Source organism: Streptomyces atratus, from assembly GCF_900119365.1.
GTDB lineage: Bacteria > Actinomycetota > Actinomycetes > Streptomycetales > Streptomycetaceae > Streptomyces > Streptomyces atratus_B.
The window spans coordinates 310,858-327,845 of sequence record NZ_FPJO01000002.1 but is presented as its reverse complement, the minus strand read 5'-3'; the positions used below and the strand labels follow the sequence as shown (position 1 = coordinate 327,845).

13 protein-coding genes and 1 pseudogene are annotated in these 16,988 nt (G+C 72.7%); 7 read left to right on the top strand and 7 right to left on the bottom strand.

The annotated features are described in order from the left end of the window. Positions 1 to 190: 190 nt before the first annotated feature. Entirely contained in the window at positions 191 to 2,818 is a 2,628-nt protein-coding gene (locus BT364_RS05565; RefSeq protein WP_072484194.1) for a discoidin domain-containing protein, read from the bottom strand. Positions 2,819 to 2,922: 104 nt separating this feature from the next. Next, complete coding sequence (locus tag BT364_RS05560; protein ID WP_256259596.1) at positions 2,923 to 4,020, bottom strand: threonine synthase; 1,098 nt, start codon at positions 4,018 to 4,020, stop codon at positions 2,923 to 2,925. Positions 4,021 to 4,249: 229 nt separating this feature from the next. On the opposite strand from BT364_RS05560, the gene BT364_RS05555 reads away from it, so the two are divergent. Continuing rightward, positions 4,250 to 5,836 carry a S8 family peptidase gene (locus tag BT364_RS05555; protein ID WP_072483953.1) on the top strand — a complete coding sequence of 529 codons (1,587 nt, stop codon included), beginning with the start codon at positions 4,250 to 4,252 and terminating at the stop codon, positions 5,834 to 5,836. A 309-nt stretch (positions 5,837 to 6,145) separates the two neighbouring features. Continuing rightward, a complete protein-coding gene (locus BT364_RS05550) occupies positions 6,146 to 6,898 on the top strand; it encodes a GntR family transcriptional regulator (RefSeq protein ID WP_072483952.1) in 753 nt (250 codons plus the stop codon). 76 nt (positions 6,899 to 6,974) lie between these two features. Here BT364_RS05550 and BT364_RS41355 read toward each other — a convergent pair whose 3' ends face one another. Both BT364_RS41355 and BT364_RS44070 read right to left on the bottom strand, forming a co-directional pair. Next, entirely contained in the window at positions 6,975 to 7,160 is a 186-nt protein-coding gene (locus tag BT364_RS41355) for a hypothetical protein (protein ID WP_072483951.1), read from the bottom strand. Then, the gene (locus BT364_RS44070; RefSeq protein WP_177328028.1) at positions 7,157 to 7,444 is read right to left on the bottom strand and encodes a hypothetical protein; all 288 of its coding nucleotides are present in this window, start codon (positions 7,442 to 7,444) and stop codon (positions 7,157 to 7,159) included. The genes BT364_RS41355 and BT364_RS44070 overlap by 4 nt, the downstream gene beginning before the upstream one ends. Positions 7,445 to 7,633: 189 nt before the next feature. On the opposite strand from BT364_RS44070, the gene BT364_RS05535 reads away from it, so the two are divergent. From BT364_RS05535 to BT364_RS05520, 4 genes are all read left to right on the top strand, one after another. After that, entirely contained in the window at positions 7,634 to 7,816 is a 183-nt protein-coding gene (locus BT364_RS05535; protein WP_256259595.1) for an SPOR domain-containing protein, read from the top strand. A 128-nt stretch (positions 7,817 to 7,944) separates the two neighbouring features. Further along, positions 7,945 to 8,349: an NUDIX hydrolase gene (locus tag BT364_RS05530; protein WP_177328046.1), complete on the top strand. Its 405-nt coding sequence runs from the start codon at positions 7,945 to 7,947 to the stop codon at positions 8,347 to 8,349. Between the two features lie 419 nt (positions 8,350 to 8,768). Beyond that, a complete protein-coding gene (locus BT364_RS05525) occupies positions 8,769 to 9,197 on the top strand; it encodes an ATP-binding protein (protein ID WP_072483949.1) in 429 nt (142 codons plus the stop codon). A gap of 193 nt (positions 9,198 to 9,390) precedes the next feature. Further along, positions 9,391 to 11,922: a SpoIIE family protein phosphatase gene (locus BT364_RS05520; protein ID WP_107408173.1), complete on the top strand. Its 2,532-nt coding sequence runs from the start codon at positions 9,391 to 9,393 to the stop codon at positions 11,920 to 11,922. A gap of 29 nt (positions 11,923 to 11,951) precedes the next feature. Here BT364_RS05520 and BT364_RS42560 read toward each other — a convergent pair. After that, positions 11,952 to 12,047: pseudogene (locus tag BT364_RS42560) on the bottom strand (PspA/IM30 family protein); the annotation flags it as partial. Positions 12,048 to 12,108: 61 nt separating this feature from the next. After that, positions 12,109 to 14,211, bottom strand: coding sequence for a TPM domain-containing protein (locus tag BT364_RS05515; RefSeq protein WP_072484192.1), 2,103 nt, complete (start codon positions 14,209 to 14,211; stop codon positions 12,109 to 12,111). A gap of 161 nt (positions 14,212 to 14,372) precedes the next feature. Between BT364_RS05515 and BT364_RS05510 the strand changes: the two genes are divergently transcribed. Then, complete coding sequence (locus BT364_RS05510; protein WP_072484191.1) at positions 14,373 to 15,407, top strand: glycoside hydrolase family 18 protein; 1,035 nt, start codon at positions 14,373 to 14,375, stop codon at positions 15,405 to 15,407. A 99-nt stretch (positions 15,408 to 15,506) separates the two neighbouring features. On the opposite strand, the gene BT364_RS05505 is transcribed toward BT364_RS05510, so the two are convergent. Beyond that, positions 15,507 to 16,982 carry a glucoamylase family protein gene (locus BT364_RS05505; protein WP_072483947.1) on the bottom strand — a complete coding sequence of 492 codons (1,476 nt, stop codon included), beginning with the start codon at positions 16,980 to 16,982 and terminating at the stop codon, positions 15,507 to 15,509. Between the last annotated feature and the right edge of the window lie 6 nt (positions 16,983 to 16,988).

The window sequence follows — 16,988 nt, the reverse complement described above, 5'->3', positions numbered from 1 at the left end:
GGTGACCTTCGATCGGGAAGCGTGAGTGCCAGGGCGTGACCGCCCGATCAGAGGTCACCCGACAGGCTCTGAGGCGCCGGGGCCGCAGCCGGGGCCGTTCCCGGCGGTGGGCGGCGTGCTGCCCGGCCTGTACTACGGCCTCGGCAACAGGCTCCGCGCCCGCGGCCGATCTTTCCGTACGGCCGCGTGCTCATGGTTGAGTGACTCTCAACTCCCTTACCCCTGCGGGCTTCCGCGCGTCCTTGGACTTGACCGTCAGCCGTACCAGGCGGGCCCTGCCTCCCGCACGGTACGGCTGCCAGTGCGTGCCGTCGGCCGATGTCTCCAGGATGTACGAGGACGGTCGCACCTCCGTCCACTCCGGTTCGGCCGAGGTCACCGCGGCCGCGCGCCCCAGGTCCACCGTCAGCGCGCCCGTCGCGCCGTCCGGGGACCAGGCGGTGGCCGGGCTGCCGTCCACCGCGGCCGCCGCGTACAGGCCGGGGGATTGCGAGGTCGCCGTCGCCGGCCGGCAGCGGGCCGCGTCGGTGGTCCGGGCCAGGTCGGGGCGGCGGGTGGGGAGCGTGAGCGTACGGGTGAGCAGGCGGGATCCGATGGGGGAGTGGACGGTGAAGGGGGCGCCGGAGGTCAGCCGTACCGTCGTCGTCCGGGGGCCGATCGCGAGGTCGTACGTACGGCCCCGGTAGTGCAGTCCTGTCAGTGTGACGCCGCTGCCCAGCTGCGGCGGCAGCAGCGGATCGAGGCGAACCCCGTCCTCCCGCAGTCGCAGCCCCGTCAGGCCGTGCGTGAAGACCTGGAGGAACCCGCCCTTCCCGGTGAGGAAGTCCTCGGCGGGGAAGCCCGACAAGGGGTCGTGGGCGCCCGCCTTCGCGCCCCTGGCCTCGCTGAACAGGGCGTACGGGCCGCGCATGAACGGGCGTACGGCGCGTTCGAGATAGGTGTACGTCGCGCAGCCGGGTTCCCCGATGGCGGCCGCGTCGATCGCGTGGACCGAGTCGGTCATGGCCGGACCGTCCGGATCGGTGCGCGCCGCGTAGTAGTTGAGCGTGGACGCGGCGGCGCCCGGTTCCATCGGCCACTCCAGCGGATGGATCAGCAGCACCGTGTCGGCCTGCTTGATCGTCGAGCCGTCGTAGCCCGCGTACTGGAGGAAGATCTTGCGCGCCGGGTCGTACGGGATGCGCAGGCCGTCCGCGACCCGCGCCCACTCGGGCGGCGCGGGATGTCCGAGCAGTCGCGCAGCGCGGGTGGCGTTGCGCAGGGAGGTGGCCGCGACCGCGTTGGTGAAGACCCCGTCGGTGACGCCGTTGCTGTACTCGTCGGGGCCCGCGACCTCCTTCACCGAGTAGCCGCCGTCTTCGTCGGCAGTGGCCCGCGAGGCCCAGAAGTCGGCGATCCCTTCGAGCAGCGGCCAGCCGCGCCGGGCCAGCCAGTCGCGGTCCCCGGTCGCCAGGTAGTACTGCCAGACGGCCAGCGAGACATCGCCCTGGAGGTGGTTCTGGGTGATGCAGTGCGGGGGGTTCCAGCTCTGGCACTCGGACCACAGATCGCCGCCGCTCGCGCTCGTCCACGGATAGAACAGGCCCTGGAACCCGAGCTTCCGGGCGTTGGCGCGGGCGGCCTCGCGGGTGCGGTAGCGGTACTCGACGACCGAACGGGCCAGCTCGGGGCGGGTGGCGAGCAGCCCCGGGTACATCCAGGTCTCGGCGTCCCAGAACACCATTCCGGCGTAGTTGTCGCTGGTCAGGCCGGCCGGTGCGATGCTGTCGCGGGAGCCGGTCCGGGTGGACGCCAGCAGCCCGTACTGTGCCGCCCGCAGCCACTTCTGGAGGTCGGGACCGCTCGGTACGGAGATGTCGGCCGCCCAGTCCCGCCGCCAGGCGGCCGCGTTCGCGGCGAGCACCCCGGACCAGCCGCGCCGGGCCGCGCGCCGGGAGGCATCGCGGGCCGAGGCGCGGGGGTCGGGGGAGGTGAGCGCGGTGTCGACGCCGACGTACTTCTCGAAGGTGTACGTACGCCCGGCGCGCACCCGGTGCGTGCTCCGCGCCGCGACCGGTGCTCCGGGCCCCGGCCCGCCGGAGCGCACGGTCTGGACGATCGCGCCCTTGATCCCGGTGCCCCGGGTGCGGAACGTTCCGTCGTCGTCGAGATCGAGCCGGCGCGCGCCCCTCGGGTCGAGGCGGCCGGTGACGGTCGCGGTGCCGTTCCAGTGCGGTGTCATGCGCAGCCGTACGGCGCCGGTGTGCACATCGGAGCGGTCGGCGAGCACCTCGTACGTCAGGTCGGTCGCGCGCCCGTCGGCCGTGGTCCAGCGCAGCGACGTACGCACCAGCCCGCAGCGCAGGAAGAGCGTCTGGCGGTAGCGCGAGATCCGGCCGCCGGGGGTGCCGGAGCCGTAGGTCTCGTCGCCGACGCGTAGGTCGAGGTTCGTCCAGCTCGGCAGTGCGGCGGCCACCTCGCGGCCGGCGGCGAGATCCTTGTCGCGCCCGAACAGGCCGGAGACGAACGCGCCGTCGTAGCGCGGGGTGAACAGCGGCCAGCCGGTCTTCTCGCCGGACGCGGCGTATCCGGCGCCCGCGGCGGGCACCCGGTGGCCCAGGTATCCATTGCCGGTGTAGGGGTCGTATCCGGCCGCCTCGCCGAACCGGGTGGAGGCCGGCGCCCAGGCGGGACCGGTGTCCCGGCCGCAGGCGGTGGCCGCCGCGGCGGGAGCGGCAGGGGGCACCGCGGCGTACGAGGCGGGGCCCGGAGGCACGATCAGGGCGCCCGCGACCAGGGATGCGAAGGACGTGAGAAGGAGGCTGCGCGAGAGGCTCACCGTACGAAGGTAGGGAAGCGCGCGCCGCGCGGCGGTGCGCGGCGCGCGGGGTGATCGGCTGATGGAGCGGCAGGCGGGGTGGCGGGCGCCGGTGGCCCGCCGCGTCAGGGCGCGAGACCGGTCTTGAGCCCGGCGCCGCACAGGGGGACGACGACGCTCCGGTCGGTCCAGCCGCCGACCGCTGCCCAGCAGGCCACGCCCGTCGTCTCCACGTAGAACCCGCGGGCGGCCAGATCCAGCTGCGCGGCGCGGATCTGATCCTCGGTCACCGTGAGGAAGGTGCCGCCGGACTCCCGGACCGCGGCCAGGATGGCACGGGCGCGCGGCGGGCGGGGGATGGCGATGCCCTCGGCGAGGGTGGCGGCGGCGGGGCCGGCCGCGGCGTCGGGCAGATCGTCGGCGCCCGCGCGGAAGGCGGCGGCCAGCGGGGAGACGGCCTCGGCCTGCACGGCGATCAGCGCCGGGCGCCGGTCGATCAGCCCCTGGGCGTGCAGTTCGGCGGTGGCCAGGGCCGCGCCGAGCAGAAGGGTGCCGTTGCCGACCGGTACGGCGATGGCGTCCGGGAGACGGCCGCCGAGGTCCTCCCACAGCTCGTACACATAGGTCTTCGTGCCGTGCAGGAAGTACGGGTTGAAGACGTGCGAGGCGTAGAAGGTGCCGGGGACGTCGGCGGCGGTACGAGCGGCGGCCGCGGTGGCCTCGCGGTCGCCGGGGACGATCTCCAGGCGGGCGCCGTGGGCCCGGATCTGCTCGGTCTTCTTCGGGGACGTGCCCTCGGGGACGTACACCGTGCAGGGCAGCGAGGCACGGGCGCAGTACGCCGCGACGGCCGTGCCGGCGTTGCCGCTGCTGTCCGCGACGACGCGCTCGGGCGACAGACGGCGGGCCAGTTCGGCGAGCATCACCGCGCCGCGGTCCTTGAAGGAGAGCGTCGGCATCAGGAAGTCGAGCTTGGCCGAGACCGTGCCGGTGAGCGGGACGAGCGGGGTGCGGCCCTCGCCGAGCGTGGTCGTGGGCGCGGAGAGGGGCAGCGCCTCCTCGTAACGCCACAGTGAATTGACCCGCCCGGCCAGGGAGTCGAGCGAGAGGGGGCCGGCGGCTTCGAATGCGAGGTCCCAGGGGCCGCGGCAGACCGGGCAGCACCAGGTGAGAGCGGTGGTGTCGGCGCGGGTGCCGTCCTGCGGGCAGATGTATGCGGGCATGCCCGTCAGCATGTCAGGCGTGTGGCCGCCCCGTGGCGAAGGTACTGCAGAGCCCAGTGCACCCTTGTGCGATTCCCAAGAATCGGTCAATCTTTCGCTGTCGGCAGGGTCGTGGGCAGCGCGGAACCGGCAGGAATTGCTTGTCATGCCCATGACGTCTACCCCTTGCTCCGTCTCGACAGCACGTGTAACCCCCCACCAGAGCACCGCAATCGAGGAGGCCCCCCACATGTCAGTGACGCGTCACACCCCCCATGCACGCCGAAGACTCGCCGCGGCGAGTGTCATAGCCGGAGCGGCCCTCGCGCTCTCCGGCGCCGCGGTGTTCCCCGCCTCGGCGACCGGGCAGGCGGCGGAAGGCCGGATCCAGAACGCGGGTGCCCCGGGCACCATCAGCGGCAGCTACATCGTCACGCTCGACGAGTCGGCGGCCGACGCGGGTTCCGCGAAGGGCAAGGCGCTCGCCGAGGAGTACGGCGCCAAGATCAAGAAGACCTACCGTGCGGCCGTCAACGGCTACGCGGTGGAGCTCTCGGAGAGCCAGGCGAAGAAGTTCGCCGCCGACCCGGCCGTCGAGTCCGTGGTGCAGAACCGGACCTTCCGGGTCACCGGCACCCAGCCCTCGCCGCCCTCCTGGGGGCTCGACCGGATCGACCAGAAGTCCCTTCCGCTGAACCAGAGTTACACCTACCCGGACAACGGCGGCCAGGGCGTCACCGCGTACATCATCGACACCGGTGTGCGGATCACCCACAGCGACTTCGGCGGCCGGGCCTCGTACGGCTACGACGCCATCGACAACGACAACACCGCGCAGGACGGCTACGGCCACGGGACCCATGTGGCGGGCACCGTCGCCGGTTCGGCGTACGGCGTGGCCAAGAAGGCGAAGATCGTCGCCGTCCGGGTCCTCGACGACAGCGGCTCCGGCACGACCGCGCAGGTCGTCGCGGGCATCGACTGGGTGACGGCGAACGCCGTCAAGCCCGCGGTGGCCAACATGAGCCTGGGCGGCGGGGCGGACTCGGTGCTCGACGCCGCGGTGCGCAAGTCCATCGCGTCCGGCATCACCTACGCCGTCGCCGCGGGCAACGAGTCCACCGACGCCTCCACGAAGTCCCCGGCACGGGTCACCGAGGCCATCACGGTCGGCTCCACCACCAGCACCGACGCCCGCTCCAGCTTCTCCAACTACGGCAGCGTGCTGGACATCTTCGGCCCCGGCTCGTCGATCACCTCGGCCTGGAACACCGGCGACAGCGCCACCAACACGATCTCCGGTACGTCGATGGCGACCCCGCACGTGGCCGGCGCCGCGGCCCTCTACCTGGCCGACCACCCGAGCGAGAGCCCGGCCCAGGTCTCCGCCGGACTGGTCGCCGCGGCCAGTACCGGAGTGGTGACCAACCCGGGTACGGGTTCGCCGAACCGCCTGCTGAACGTCGGCAGCGGCTCCACCACCCCGCCGGGCGGCAAGAAGTTCGAGAGCACGACGAGCTACACCATCGCCGACAACTCCACCGTCGAGTCGCCGATCACCGTCACCGGTGTCACCGGCAACGCGCCGGCCACGCTGAGCGTGCCCGTGAACATCACGCACACCTACAGCGGCGACCTGAAGATCGACCTGGTCGCGCCCGGCGGCTCGGTCTACAACCTGAAGGCGTACGGGAGCGGTGGCAGCGCCGACGACGTGAACACCACCTACTCGGTGAACGCCTCCTCGGAGGTGGCCAACGGCACCTGGAAGCTGCGGGTCAGCGACAACGCGTCGGCGGACACCGGGAAGCTCAACTCCTGGGGCCTGCAGTTCTGATGAGCCGGTTCTGATCACGCGGTTCCGATGACATCGCGTCCGTGACGCGTTGAACAGGCGGGGCGGCTGCGGAGAGGCGGGGCGGCTGCTTCGGCGGCCGCCCCGCTTCTGTGCGGAGAGGGACGCGGTTGCGGTGAACCGGGGAGGGGACAGTACGTGAGAAGAGCTGAGATCCCCCTGGTGGCCGACGGCCGGATATGCATGGGGCAGAGTGAATCATCACATCGAGTGAATCCTTGGCCCGTGCTTGCGGTACACAACCGACGGTTGTCACGCTGTTGCAGACTGTCAACCTGTTGGGAGTGGCCTGTGACTTTCGGTGAGCAGCCCGCATATCTGCGCGTTGCAAGCGATCTGAGAGAGAAGATCGTCAACGGTTCGCTGCCGCCGCATACGCGCCTGCCTTCGCAGGCCCGTATCCGCGAGGAGTACGGAGTCTCGGACACCGTCGCGCTGGAGGCGCGGAAGGTGCTGATGGCCGAGGGCCTGGTGGAGGGGCGCTCGGGTTCCGGCACCTATGTGCGCGAGCGCCCCGTCCCGCGGCGGATCGCCCGCTCCGGCTACCGGTCCGCGGCCGGCGCCAGTCCGTTCCGCCAGGAACAGACGGCGGAGGGGGTGCACGGGACGTGGGAGTCCCGCAGCGAACAGGAGGGGGCGAGCGCGGAGATCGCCGAGCGCCTGGGCATCGAGCCGGGCGACCGGGTGATGCGCACGAGATACACCTTCCGCGAGGCCGGGGAGCCGATGATGCTCTCCACCTCCTGGGAGCCGCTCGCCGTGACGGGGCGTACGCCGGTGATGCTGCCGGAGGAGGGCCCGCTGGGCGGCTGCGGGGTGGTCGAGCGGATGGCCGCGATCGACGTCGTCGTGGACAACGTGGCCGAGCAGGTCGGCGCGCGCCCGGGGCTGGCGGAGGAGCTCCTGGCGCTCGGCGGTGTGCCGGGGCATGTGGTGATGGTGATCGAGCGGACGTACTACGCCTCGGGCCGCCCGGTCGAGACGGCGGACGTGGTGGTGCCCGCCGACCGCTTCCGGGTCGCCTACCACCTCCCGGTCCGGTGACCGGTGCGCGCAGAGCGCCGTCCGGCGTCGGTGACGACACGTTGACGCCCGGCCGGTTCCCGTGATCGACGGGCAATCACCGGCCGTATGAGGTTGTCATGTCCCGCTCCTGTCGTCCGGTCCGTACCCGCACACCGGACGGCAGGAGCGGGAAGTCGCCGATGACGGACACGGTCACACCGAGGGCGGCCCGGGCCCCGGCCGCGGATGCCCCGGCCGGGGCCGACGCCCCGGCCCCGGCCCGCAGTTGCGCGAAACTCACAGCCGGCGAGGGCCGGGACGACTGCTCCCTCCGCCATGCCCCGCACTCCTTCCGGCGCTGCTCGCCTTCGTCGCGGCCGGACCGGCCTCGACGCCCCGCCCGTCGACCGCCTGGGTGACGAAGGGGACGTACTGCCTGGCGCGGCCCAACCGGGTGAACGGTCCGGGTGCCGAGGTCGCGGACATCACCGTCACCCATACCTGCGCGGTCTGCGGAACCGCCTGCGGGCCGCCGGACATCGCCGACCGCCCCGTGCGGTCCGGGCCGATCTGCTCGCCGGCCACGGGCGCAGGGGGCGCATCCAGTCGGGTGCGCCCCTCTTGCCGACCGGATCGGTACCTCTTTGTGTAATTACGTATCCGTTGAGTAAAGGTCAGGCGTACGCTCGGGCATATGCGTACTGCGGTTTCCTGGGGATCTTTAGTGACGTGCACGACGTTCGAGGGAGGGGCGCGATGCTGGGGAGGGACACGATGAGCGACGGTGCGGCCGCTCTTCCGTGGCTGGTGATAAGGCAGGACGACAACGGCAATCGCTACCGCGTCGGCAGGTACGCCACGCAGGGCGAGGCACAGAAGGTCGCCGACAAGCTCGATGAGCACGGACACGAGCAGCTCTACTGGGTGGAGCGGGTCGGGCAGAGCACCCGGCCCTGAGGTGATCACGAGGAGTACGACGGGGCGGCGGTCGTGCTCCGGCGCGTGACCGGGGGTGCGTCCGTCGGGCCGTCCGCCCCGCCCCGCTAAGGTCCTGTCCGTCCGGGTTGCACATGAACGAAGGCGGAATGATGTCGGTCCTGATCGACACGGTGGCATGGGTGCGGGTGGAGAACGGCAGGATCCTCTGCGCGCGGCCACGGGGCAAGGACGTCTTCTACATCCCCGGCGGCAAGCGGGAGGGCGCGGAGACCGACCTGCAGACCCTGCTGCGTGAGGTCGAGGAGGAGCTCGCCGTGGCCATCCTCCCGGCGACCGTCTCCCACATGGGTACGTACGAGGCGCAGGCGCACGGCCATCCGGACGGCGTGGTCGTGCGCATGAGCTGTTACGCCGGCGAGTACCGCGGGACGCTGGCCGTCAGCAGCGAGATCGAGGAGATGGCGTGGTTCTCCTACGCCGACCGGCCGCTCGTCCCGCCGGTCGACCAACTGCTCTTCGATGACCTCAAGGCCGCGGGCACACTGGCCTGATTCGGCCCCGACCGCGTCTTTTGCCGCCAAGTGGCCAGGGGGGCTGGGGCACTTCACCGGCAACCGTCGCCGGCGCCGGCGATCCGCCCGGTCGCGGGCTCTCGCCCGTGGCCGGCGTGCGTACGTCAACTGCGCACGGCCCGACGTGACTTCGGGGCCGGGTGCGGCCGCCGTGCGGTGCTGTCGGAACACCGGCGCGCGGCGGGGCGCCGGGGAGGTGGTTGACCGGGGCAAACGCCGGGGCGGCGGCGCGTGCCGATCGGCTCGTGCGCCCCTTCTCCCGGTGCGCATCTGTTCGTGTGCGCGGTCGTACACCCGTACGCCCCACGTGTCGATCCTGGCGGTAGTTCACCCCAAATATCGGGTATGTGCTGAATAACCCTTGTAGACAGGGTGTTCCCCGCTGCCGGCCCCGGGAAGTGATCGGCGTGATCGACAGTGAAGGCGACTGCGCCGAGTGGACCTTTCCGGCTGTGCCGGGCGCCGTGCGATCCGCGCGGCACGCAGTCCATGAGGCGTTGAGTGCCTGGGGGCTCGACGCGGTTGTCGGGGATGTGACGGTTCTGCTGGTCAGCGAGTTGGTGACCAACTCGATGCGGTATACATCGGGCCCCATCGGCGTACGTCTGGTGCGCCCTCATCCCAACGGTGACGGCCCCGCCGCGCACCCCGGACTGCTCGTGGAAGTCTCCGATCCGCTTCCGGATCCGCCCACCGAACGCATGGCTGGCCCCGAGGACGAAGGCGGCAGAGGACTGCAGCTGGTGGCGTGTTCCGCCCGCCGCTGGGGGACCAGGCGGGGAAAGACCGGCAAGACCGTGTGGTTCGAGCTGGCTCTGCCTGGTTAGGAGTGGGGTGGGACGGACAGCGATCACCAGGGGTCGGCCAGAAGCTGGCTGAAATGGACTGAGACCGTGCTGTGATCGTGAACGCCGTGTCGGTTGGGGCCGGAGTACTGAATACTGCGGGCAGGACCGGTCCGGTGTGTGAGCTGGAGGGGACGGTCGCGTGAGCGAAATACCTGGGACAGCGGGCGAGATCGTGTGGCAGAGCAGCCCGCCTGGCTCGATCTACGACTACATCAGGGTCGCCTCCTTCTCGATCGGCCCCGATGGCCTGATCGAGCAGTGGAGCCGCCGGGCCGCCGGCCTCTTCGGCATTGCCGCGGACAGAGCGGTGGGCATGGATCCGGTCGAGGCATTCATGCCCGCCGAACTGCGCACCGACGGGCGGCGCAGGGTCGGCGAGATCCTCGACGGCAAGGAGTGGACGGGCCTCGTCCCCTTCCGGATACCGGGCGAGGACGGCGTGCACGGGCTCGCCGAGATCTATGTGATGCCGAGCGGGACGGCGAGTGGCGAACGGGCCGCGCTCTGCATCGTCGTGGACGTCCGGGCCCTGCGCCACATCGAGACGGACCTCGCCGCCTCACAGGCCATATTCGGCCAATCTCCCTTCGGCTTCGTGCTGTTCGGTACGGACCTCTCGGTCGTCCGAGCCAACCAGCGCTTCGCCACCGTCTTCGGCGGCCGGGCCGAGGACCACCGCGGCCGCACGGTCGAGGACTACCTCTCCGGCCCCGAGGCCGACCGGCTCACCGCCACCATCGAACGCGTCCTGGAGACCGGGACCTCCGTCACCGATCTCCAGGTCATCGGCACCGCACCCGGCGAACCCGGCAGCCGCCACTGGTCCATGAACCTCTACCGCGTGCACAGCGGCTCCGGCCGCCCCATCGGCGTCGCCGGACTGGCCACCGACGTCACCCGCAGGCACATCGCAGCCCGCGAGGCCGCCAGCGCCCGCCGCAACCTCGCCCTGCTCAACGAGGCCAGCGCCCGCATCGGCAACTCCCTCGACCTGGAGACCACCGCCCGCGAACTCCTCGACGTCGCCGTGCCCGGCTTCTGCGACCTCGCCTCCGTCGACCTCTACCAGGGGCTGCTCACCGGCGACGACGCACCGCCCGGAAGCTGGGATTCACTCCGTCAGGAATCCGTCGGCACCTCCGCCGAACTGCGCCGCGTGGCCCTGGCCAGCGCGGTGTCGGACGCCCTGCCCGACATCGCCGCGGACACCGGCTCGCCCGAGCTCGGCTCCGTACACCGCTTCTCGTTCAACTCGCCGTGCGCCATCGCCCTGCGCACCGGCCACGTCGAGGACGTGCCCGGCGACGACCGGGGCTTCGTCCAGTCCACGCTCGCCGTGCCGATGGTCGCCCACGACACGGTGGTCGGCCTCGTGCAGTTCTCCCGTACGAAGGGCAGCGAGCCCTTCGGCGAGCGGGACCGGGCCCTGGCCACCGAGCTCGCCGCCCGCGCCGCGGTCTGCATCGACAACGCACGCCTCTACCGGCGCGAGCACGAGCGCGCGCTGATCCTCCAGCGCAGCCTCCTGCCGCCCGGCGACCCCGTCGCCGCGGGCCTCGACATCGCCTGCCGCTACCTCCCCGGCAACACGGCCACCGAAGTGGGCGGCGACTGGTTCGACGTGATCGAACTCCCCGGCCACCGCACCGCCCTCGTCGTCGGCGACGTGATGGGCCGCGGGCTGCGGGCCGCCGTCGCCATGGGCGAACTGCGCACCGCCGTACGGACCCTGGCCCTCCTGGACCTGGAACCCGCCGAGGTGCTCTCCGCGCTCGACGAGGTCGCCCGCGGACTCGGCAGCCCCGGCGGGGGCAACGCCTCCGGCGGCGGCTCCCAGTGGCCTTCGCGGGCCGCCCACAAGTCCCGTGAGGCGGACCTCTCCGAGGTCTACCTGGCGACCTGCGTGTACGCGGTCTACGACCCGGTCACCCGGCGGTGCACCTTCGCCAACGCGGGCCACCTCCCACCCGCCGTGGCCGAACCCGGCGAGGCCGCCCTGCTGCTCGACGTCCCGCCCGGAATGCCGCTCGGCGTCGGCGGCGAACCCTTCGAGGAGGTCGAGATCGAGCTCAAGGAGGGCTCCGTACTCGCCCTCTACACGGACGGGCTCGTCGAGTCCCGCGACCACCCGCTCGACGAGGGGCTCGACGCCCTGCGCGGCGCGCTCGTCGATCCGCACCGGCCGGTCGAGGACCTCTGCGACCACGTGCTGACCACCCTCGACACCCGGCACGGCGAGGACGACATCGCCCTGCTGGTGGCCCGTATCCAGGGACTGCGGGCCGACGCGGTCGGCGACTGGCGGCTGCCCCGCGAGCCCCGCTCCGTCGGCCGCGCCCGCGAACTGGCCCGTGGCCGGCTGCTCGCCTGGGGCCTGGACGACCTGGTGGACACGACCGAACTACTGGTCAGCGAGCTGGTCACCAATGCCCTGCGGTACGGGGAGGGCGAGATCCGGCTCAGGCTGCTGCGCGACCGCACCCTGGTGTGCGAGGTGTGGGACTCCGGACTCGTCCAGCCCCGGCGGCGGCGGGCCCGCGACACCGACGAGGGCGGGCGCGGACTCCAACTGGTCGGGCTGCTGAGCGTGGCCTGGGGGTCGCGGCGGATGCCGCGCGGCAAGACCGTCTGGTTCGAACTGGACCTCCCCGACGGGGAGCCCACCGCCGAACTCACGGTCGAGCAGCTGCTGAGCATGTACTGAGCGGGCCGCCGGGGCCCGTCCGGCAGCGGTCACGAGGCCGACTTCAGCGCCGCCAGCCGGGCATCGGCCTCGGCGCTGTCACCCAGGCTGTCCAGTTGCTCGAACTGCGCGTCCAGGGACGACGCGGGGGATCTCCGTATGCGTTGCCTGTGGATGAAGCCTTGGGCCGGTGCCCGTGCCGGCAGCTCAGAAACGGCCGCCGCCACCGCGCCGGCCGCGCGTGCCCCCGCCGCCGAAGCTGCCGGGCCCGGCGGCCCCTCCGTGTCCCCCGCCGCCGAACCCTCCGCCGTGAACGCCGCCGCCGCGCCCGCCCCCGCCGCCCAGGAGGCCGCCGAGGATGATGCCGCCGAGCACCGCGCCGCCGACCCCGCCGCCCGTCCCCCGCGCACCGCCCGGACCGTTCCGGTTCCCGTACGCGCGCACATCCTGTTCGGCCAGGCTCCGGGCTTGCCCGGCCAGGGAATCCGCCTGCTGCGCCTCGGCCAGCGCCCCCTGCGGATCCTTCGACCCGGCCAGCTCGCGGGACCGCTCCAGCCGCCGCTGGGCCTCCGCCAGCCGGGTCCGGGCCTGGCTGCCCACCGCCCCCCGGTTCGTGGTGATGAAGTCGGCCGCCGCGGCGATCGCCGAACGCGCCGTGAGCACCGCCCCGTCCAGGAGGGAGCGGGCCCGCCGGTCGCCCGCTTCCCGCTCGCGGACGCCGGCCAGCGCCGCGTCGAGCGCCGCGTCCGCCTCCTCCACCCTGCGCAGCGCGTCGATCGGGTCGTACGGGCCGGCCCGCATCTCCGCCCGCACATCGCCGAGCACCGACTTCGCGCGGGCGATCCGGCCCCGCAGGTCCGCGGTCGGCGCACCCTCCCCGGTGCCTTCGAGCAGCCCGCCCGCATCGGCCAGATCGGTCTCCGTCTCGGTGAGGGCGGCGGGCAGCCGCCCCGCCGCCCCCACGAGTTCCCGGCTCCGCCGCTCCACCGCGTCGACGAGGGTGGTCGCCTGGTCGACGGCGCCCTCGGTGGCCCGGATGTACACCGCAGCCGCGGAATGGTTGGTGCTGTCCACCGACTGCCGGCCCCGGTTGAGGCTCGACGTGGCGAAGACGAGCCGGTCCTTGGCCTGCTCGATGTCTCCGGCGACGGCGGCGAAGGCCGACTCCGCGTACTCCTCGCGCATCGTGGTCAGGGTGGTTTCGGCCGCCGAGACCCGCCCGGCGAGTGCCCGGAACGCCGCCTCGGCGGTGGCCAGGGCCTGCGGGGCGTCGCGTTCCAGGGCGCGCAGCCGGTCGAAGTCCCCGGACACGGCGTCCAGGCGGGAGCCCGCGTCCGTGCAGCGGCCGATGATCTCGTCGAGCATCCGGCGTCTGGTCGCGTCGTCCTCGGGAAAGGCGTCGTCCAGCTGCTGGCGCAGCCGGAACGCGGCCGTCAGCTCGCCCTTCGCGTACCCGACGGCCTCCGTGAACGGGGCCGCGGCCTCCTCGCCGAACTGGGCGGTGGCGAACCCCAGTTCCTCCTCGCTGGTGCGGACCGCGTCGTCCGTCTCCACCAGCGCCTCCTTCGCGCGGGCGTCCAGCTCCGGCAGCGGGGTCGGCGCAGGCGAGCCGCCCGGCCCGGCGGAAGCGGGACCCCAGCCCTTCGCGCCGGGCGTGGTACGGGTCGTGGCGCGCCGCCTGCGCCGGGTGTACGCGTAGCCGGCCGCCGCTGCCGCCCCGCCCACGACGACCACCGGAAGGATCAGGTCCGTGGCGCTCGTTCCGCCGGAGCCGCTGGTTCCGGGATCGGCGACCCCGGGGGTGACGGCCGGGGTGGGCACGGCCTTGCCGGCCAGTACGGCGGAGTAGCCGATCGCCGCACCGGCCCAGTCGTTCTCCCGGAGCGCGGGCTCGATCGCCGTGCGCGCCACGTCGTCGAGCTGTGCGTCGGTGAGCCGGGAGCCCTGTTCGACCGTGTACGCGTAACTCCGGTCGTGGGTGGCGACGGCGAGCAGGATGTCGTCGCGGCCGAGGCCGTTGCGGTCGGCCGTCGCATCGGCCCAGCTCTGCGCGGACCGCCCGGAGAAGTCCCGCACGTACACGACGAAGAGCTGGACGCGGCGTTCCCCGTACAGCCGGTCGAGTGCGGCGCGCACCTGGTCCCTGCGGTCGCCGAGCGCCCCCGCCTTGTCGGTGATCTGCCCGTCCCGGGACAGCGTGACGGGATCGTCGGCGCGAGCGGCCGGCGCTGCGGGAAGGGCCAGCCAGCACACCGCCAGCAGCGCGGCGAGAAGGGCCCGGCCCGGTACGGGTATCCGGGTACGGCTCACGAGCGGCATCACCTTTGTGAGGCTATGTCCACCCTCCGTGACCCGCGACCCGGCGACCCGGCCCGCCGTCGCCCCCGAGGCGGTGCGCCATGATGCCCTTCGTACGGCTACGGCACACCGGCACACAGGGGGAGACGGACGTGCTCACAGGGATCAGGCGCATGGCCGGGGAGATACGGGGACGGGCGGCCCGGTTCCGCTGGACCTGGCCGAGACGGATCGCGCTGGGAGCCGTCCTGGTGATCGTGGTGCCGGTCCTCACCGCGGGAGTCGCCCTGCGGCTCAACTACTCCGGCGACCCCGGCGACGGCACCCGCACCCGGGGCCGCGACGCCATCTGGCTCGGCCACGCCTGGGTCGACGGACGCAAGGACGCCGCCGACCTCGCCGCCTTCGCCGCCCGGATCGAGGGGACCGGGATCAAGGACCTGTACGTCCACGCCGGACCGCTGGAGCACGACGGAACCCTGCCCGCCACGGGCTACCCGAGGGCCCGGTGGCTGATCGACGCCGTGCACCGCACCCTGCCCGGCATCCGGGTCCAGGCCTGGCTCGGCGACGTACTCGCCACCGAGGGGCCCGACGGGCTGCGCCTGGAGCGGGCCGCGTCCCGCACCGCCGTGGTCGCCTCGGCCCGGCAGATCCTGGACGCCGGGTTCGACGGCGTCCACTTCGACCTGGAACCGCTGCACTCCGGCGACCGCCACTACCTCTCGCTCCTCGACGACCTCGGCGCGCTCACCGGGGCGCGCGGGGCGCAGCTGTCGGTCGCGGCCCACCAGATCGACCCGCTGCCGGCGGCACACAGCGTGATCGGCGCGCTCAGCGGCAGCGAGAAATGGTGGTCGCAGAAGTTCTTCGGACAGGTCGCGCGCCGGGTCGACCAGATCGCCGTCATGTCGTACGACACCTGGATGCCCCTGGAGGGGATGTTCGGCGGCTATGTCGCCCACCAGACGGCGCTCGCCCTCGAAGTGACGCCGAAGGACACCGATCTGCTGATGGGGCTGCCGTTCTTCCACGAGAACGACCTCGGTCACCATGAGTCGGCCGAGACGGTCGCGGCCGCGGTCCGCGGCACCCGGCTGGGACTGGGGCGCACGGACCGCGGCCGCGAACGGTTCGGGGTCGCGCTCTACGTCGACTTCGCCGCGCGGGACGGCGACTGGGTGGCGTACCGCGCGGGCTGGAACTGAGCGGACCGGAACCGGGCGGTGGCGTACCGGGCCGGGGCCGGGCCCCGAGCGCTCCGCCCCGGACCGGTACGCCACCACGTCTCGATGGGATCCGGATCGTCAGATCGAGAACCGCTCCTTGGCGAGCAGCGGTCGCACCTTCGACTGGAATCCGCCGGTCCGGAACGGCCGCTGGAGCAGACCGGGGCGGATCGCCTGGGCCAGCGCCGCGGCGATCATGCCCTGGTCGAGCGCGAGCAGATAGTCGCTGACCCGCCCGGTGCCGACATTGACGGAGTCCCGGAAGCCGTACCCGGCGTGGTAGGCGCCGAAGTCGCGGTCGAGCGCGCGCAGGTTGGCGATCGCCTCGTCCGGGGCGTAGGGCAGCGCGAGGAAGGAGGCGTGCGGCGTGACCACACCGTTGGTGAACGCCGAGGCGGGCGGCAGCGGTTCGCCGTCCTTCGTGTACGTGCGGTCGGTGTTGGAGGCGTAGCCGTCGACCTGCATCCCGATCGCGTCGACGCCGTACTCCTGGTACCCGCCCTCGGGGATGTCGGCGGGGGAGAAGCCCCAGTACCCGTACCCCGCCTCCTCCATGCCGTGCTCGATCTGGCTGCGGACGTACCGGCGGTGCGTGAGGCCCCAGGACCTCGGCGACCACTCCGCCTCCGGTACGAACAGAGGCACCATCAGGGCCTCGAACATCGACCCGCCCCAGCTGGGCACGATCTTCCGGCCGCGATGGGTGTAGTGCCCCTGCCAGACCCGCACGCCGTCCATGGCGACGTGACTGCCCTGCGGGTGCTGCTCCTGCTCGTGCTCGGGGAGCATCGTGCGCAGCAGGTGCCAGTAGTGGTCGGCGGGCAGCGAGCCGTCCGCGATGCCCAGGTAACTGGCCATGCGCGGCTCGGTGTTGAGCGCGCCGTAGTGGTGCCCGGTGGGCTCCTCGGTGTCGGGCCAGAACCCGCCGCGCAGCTGTCCGGGGCCGGCGACCGGGTCGGCCGGGTCGTACGGCGTGTAGTAGTACGACCAGTCGGCGGTGGCCAGGATGCGGGCGACGCGGGGACGCAGCGCGGGCGAGGCGTCGGCGGCGATGCGCAGGCCGGTGATCAGCCAGGCGTTGTCGACGGAGGAGAGGAACGGGCGGACCGGGTCGCCGGTGCCGGGCCACTCGGTGAGGACCGAACCGTCGTGCGCGTCGTACCAGTTGAGCCAGAAGCCGTGGTGGCGCTCCAGCTTCTCGACGGCCCGAACGGTGTGCTCCAGCCGTCGGCGCATCGTGTCGTCGTCGATCACCCCGAGCCCGGCGGCGGCCACGGCCGACCAGAGGCCGCAGCCGATGTTGGTGGGGGAGGTCTGACGCGACTGCACGGGAGTGCCGGGCCCGCTGACGTCGATCTTGTCGACGGCGAGACCGAAGTCGGTCGTCATGGCCTCGATCGAGCGATACGTGTCGCGGAACCAGCGCAGGAGCAGCGGGGCGTGCGAGCCGCGCACGGGCTGTGCGGCGGCGCCCGCCGGGGGCGCGGCAACGGCGCCGAGCGACAGGGCGGCGGCCCCTGTCCCCGCTGCGGTGAGAAACGTACGACGGTCCATCAGAAC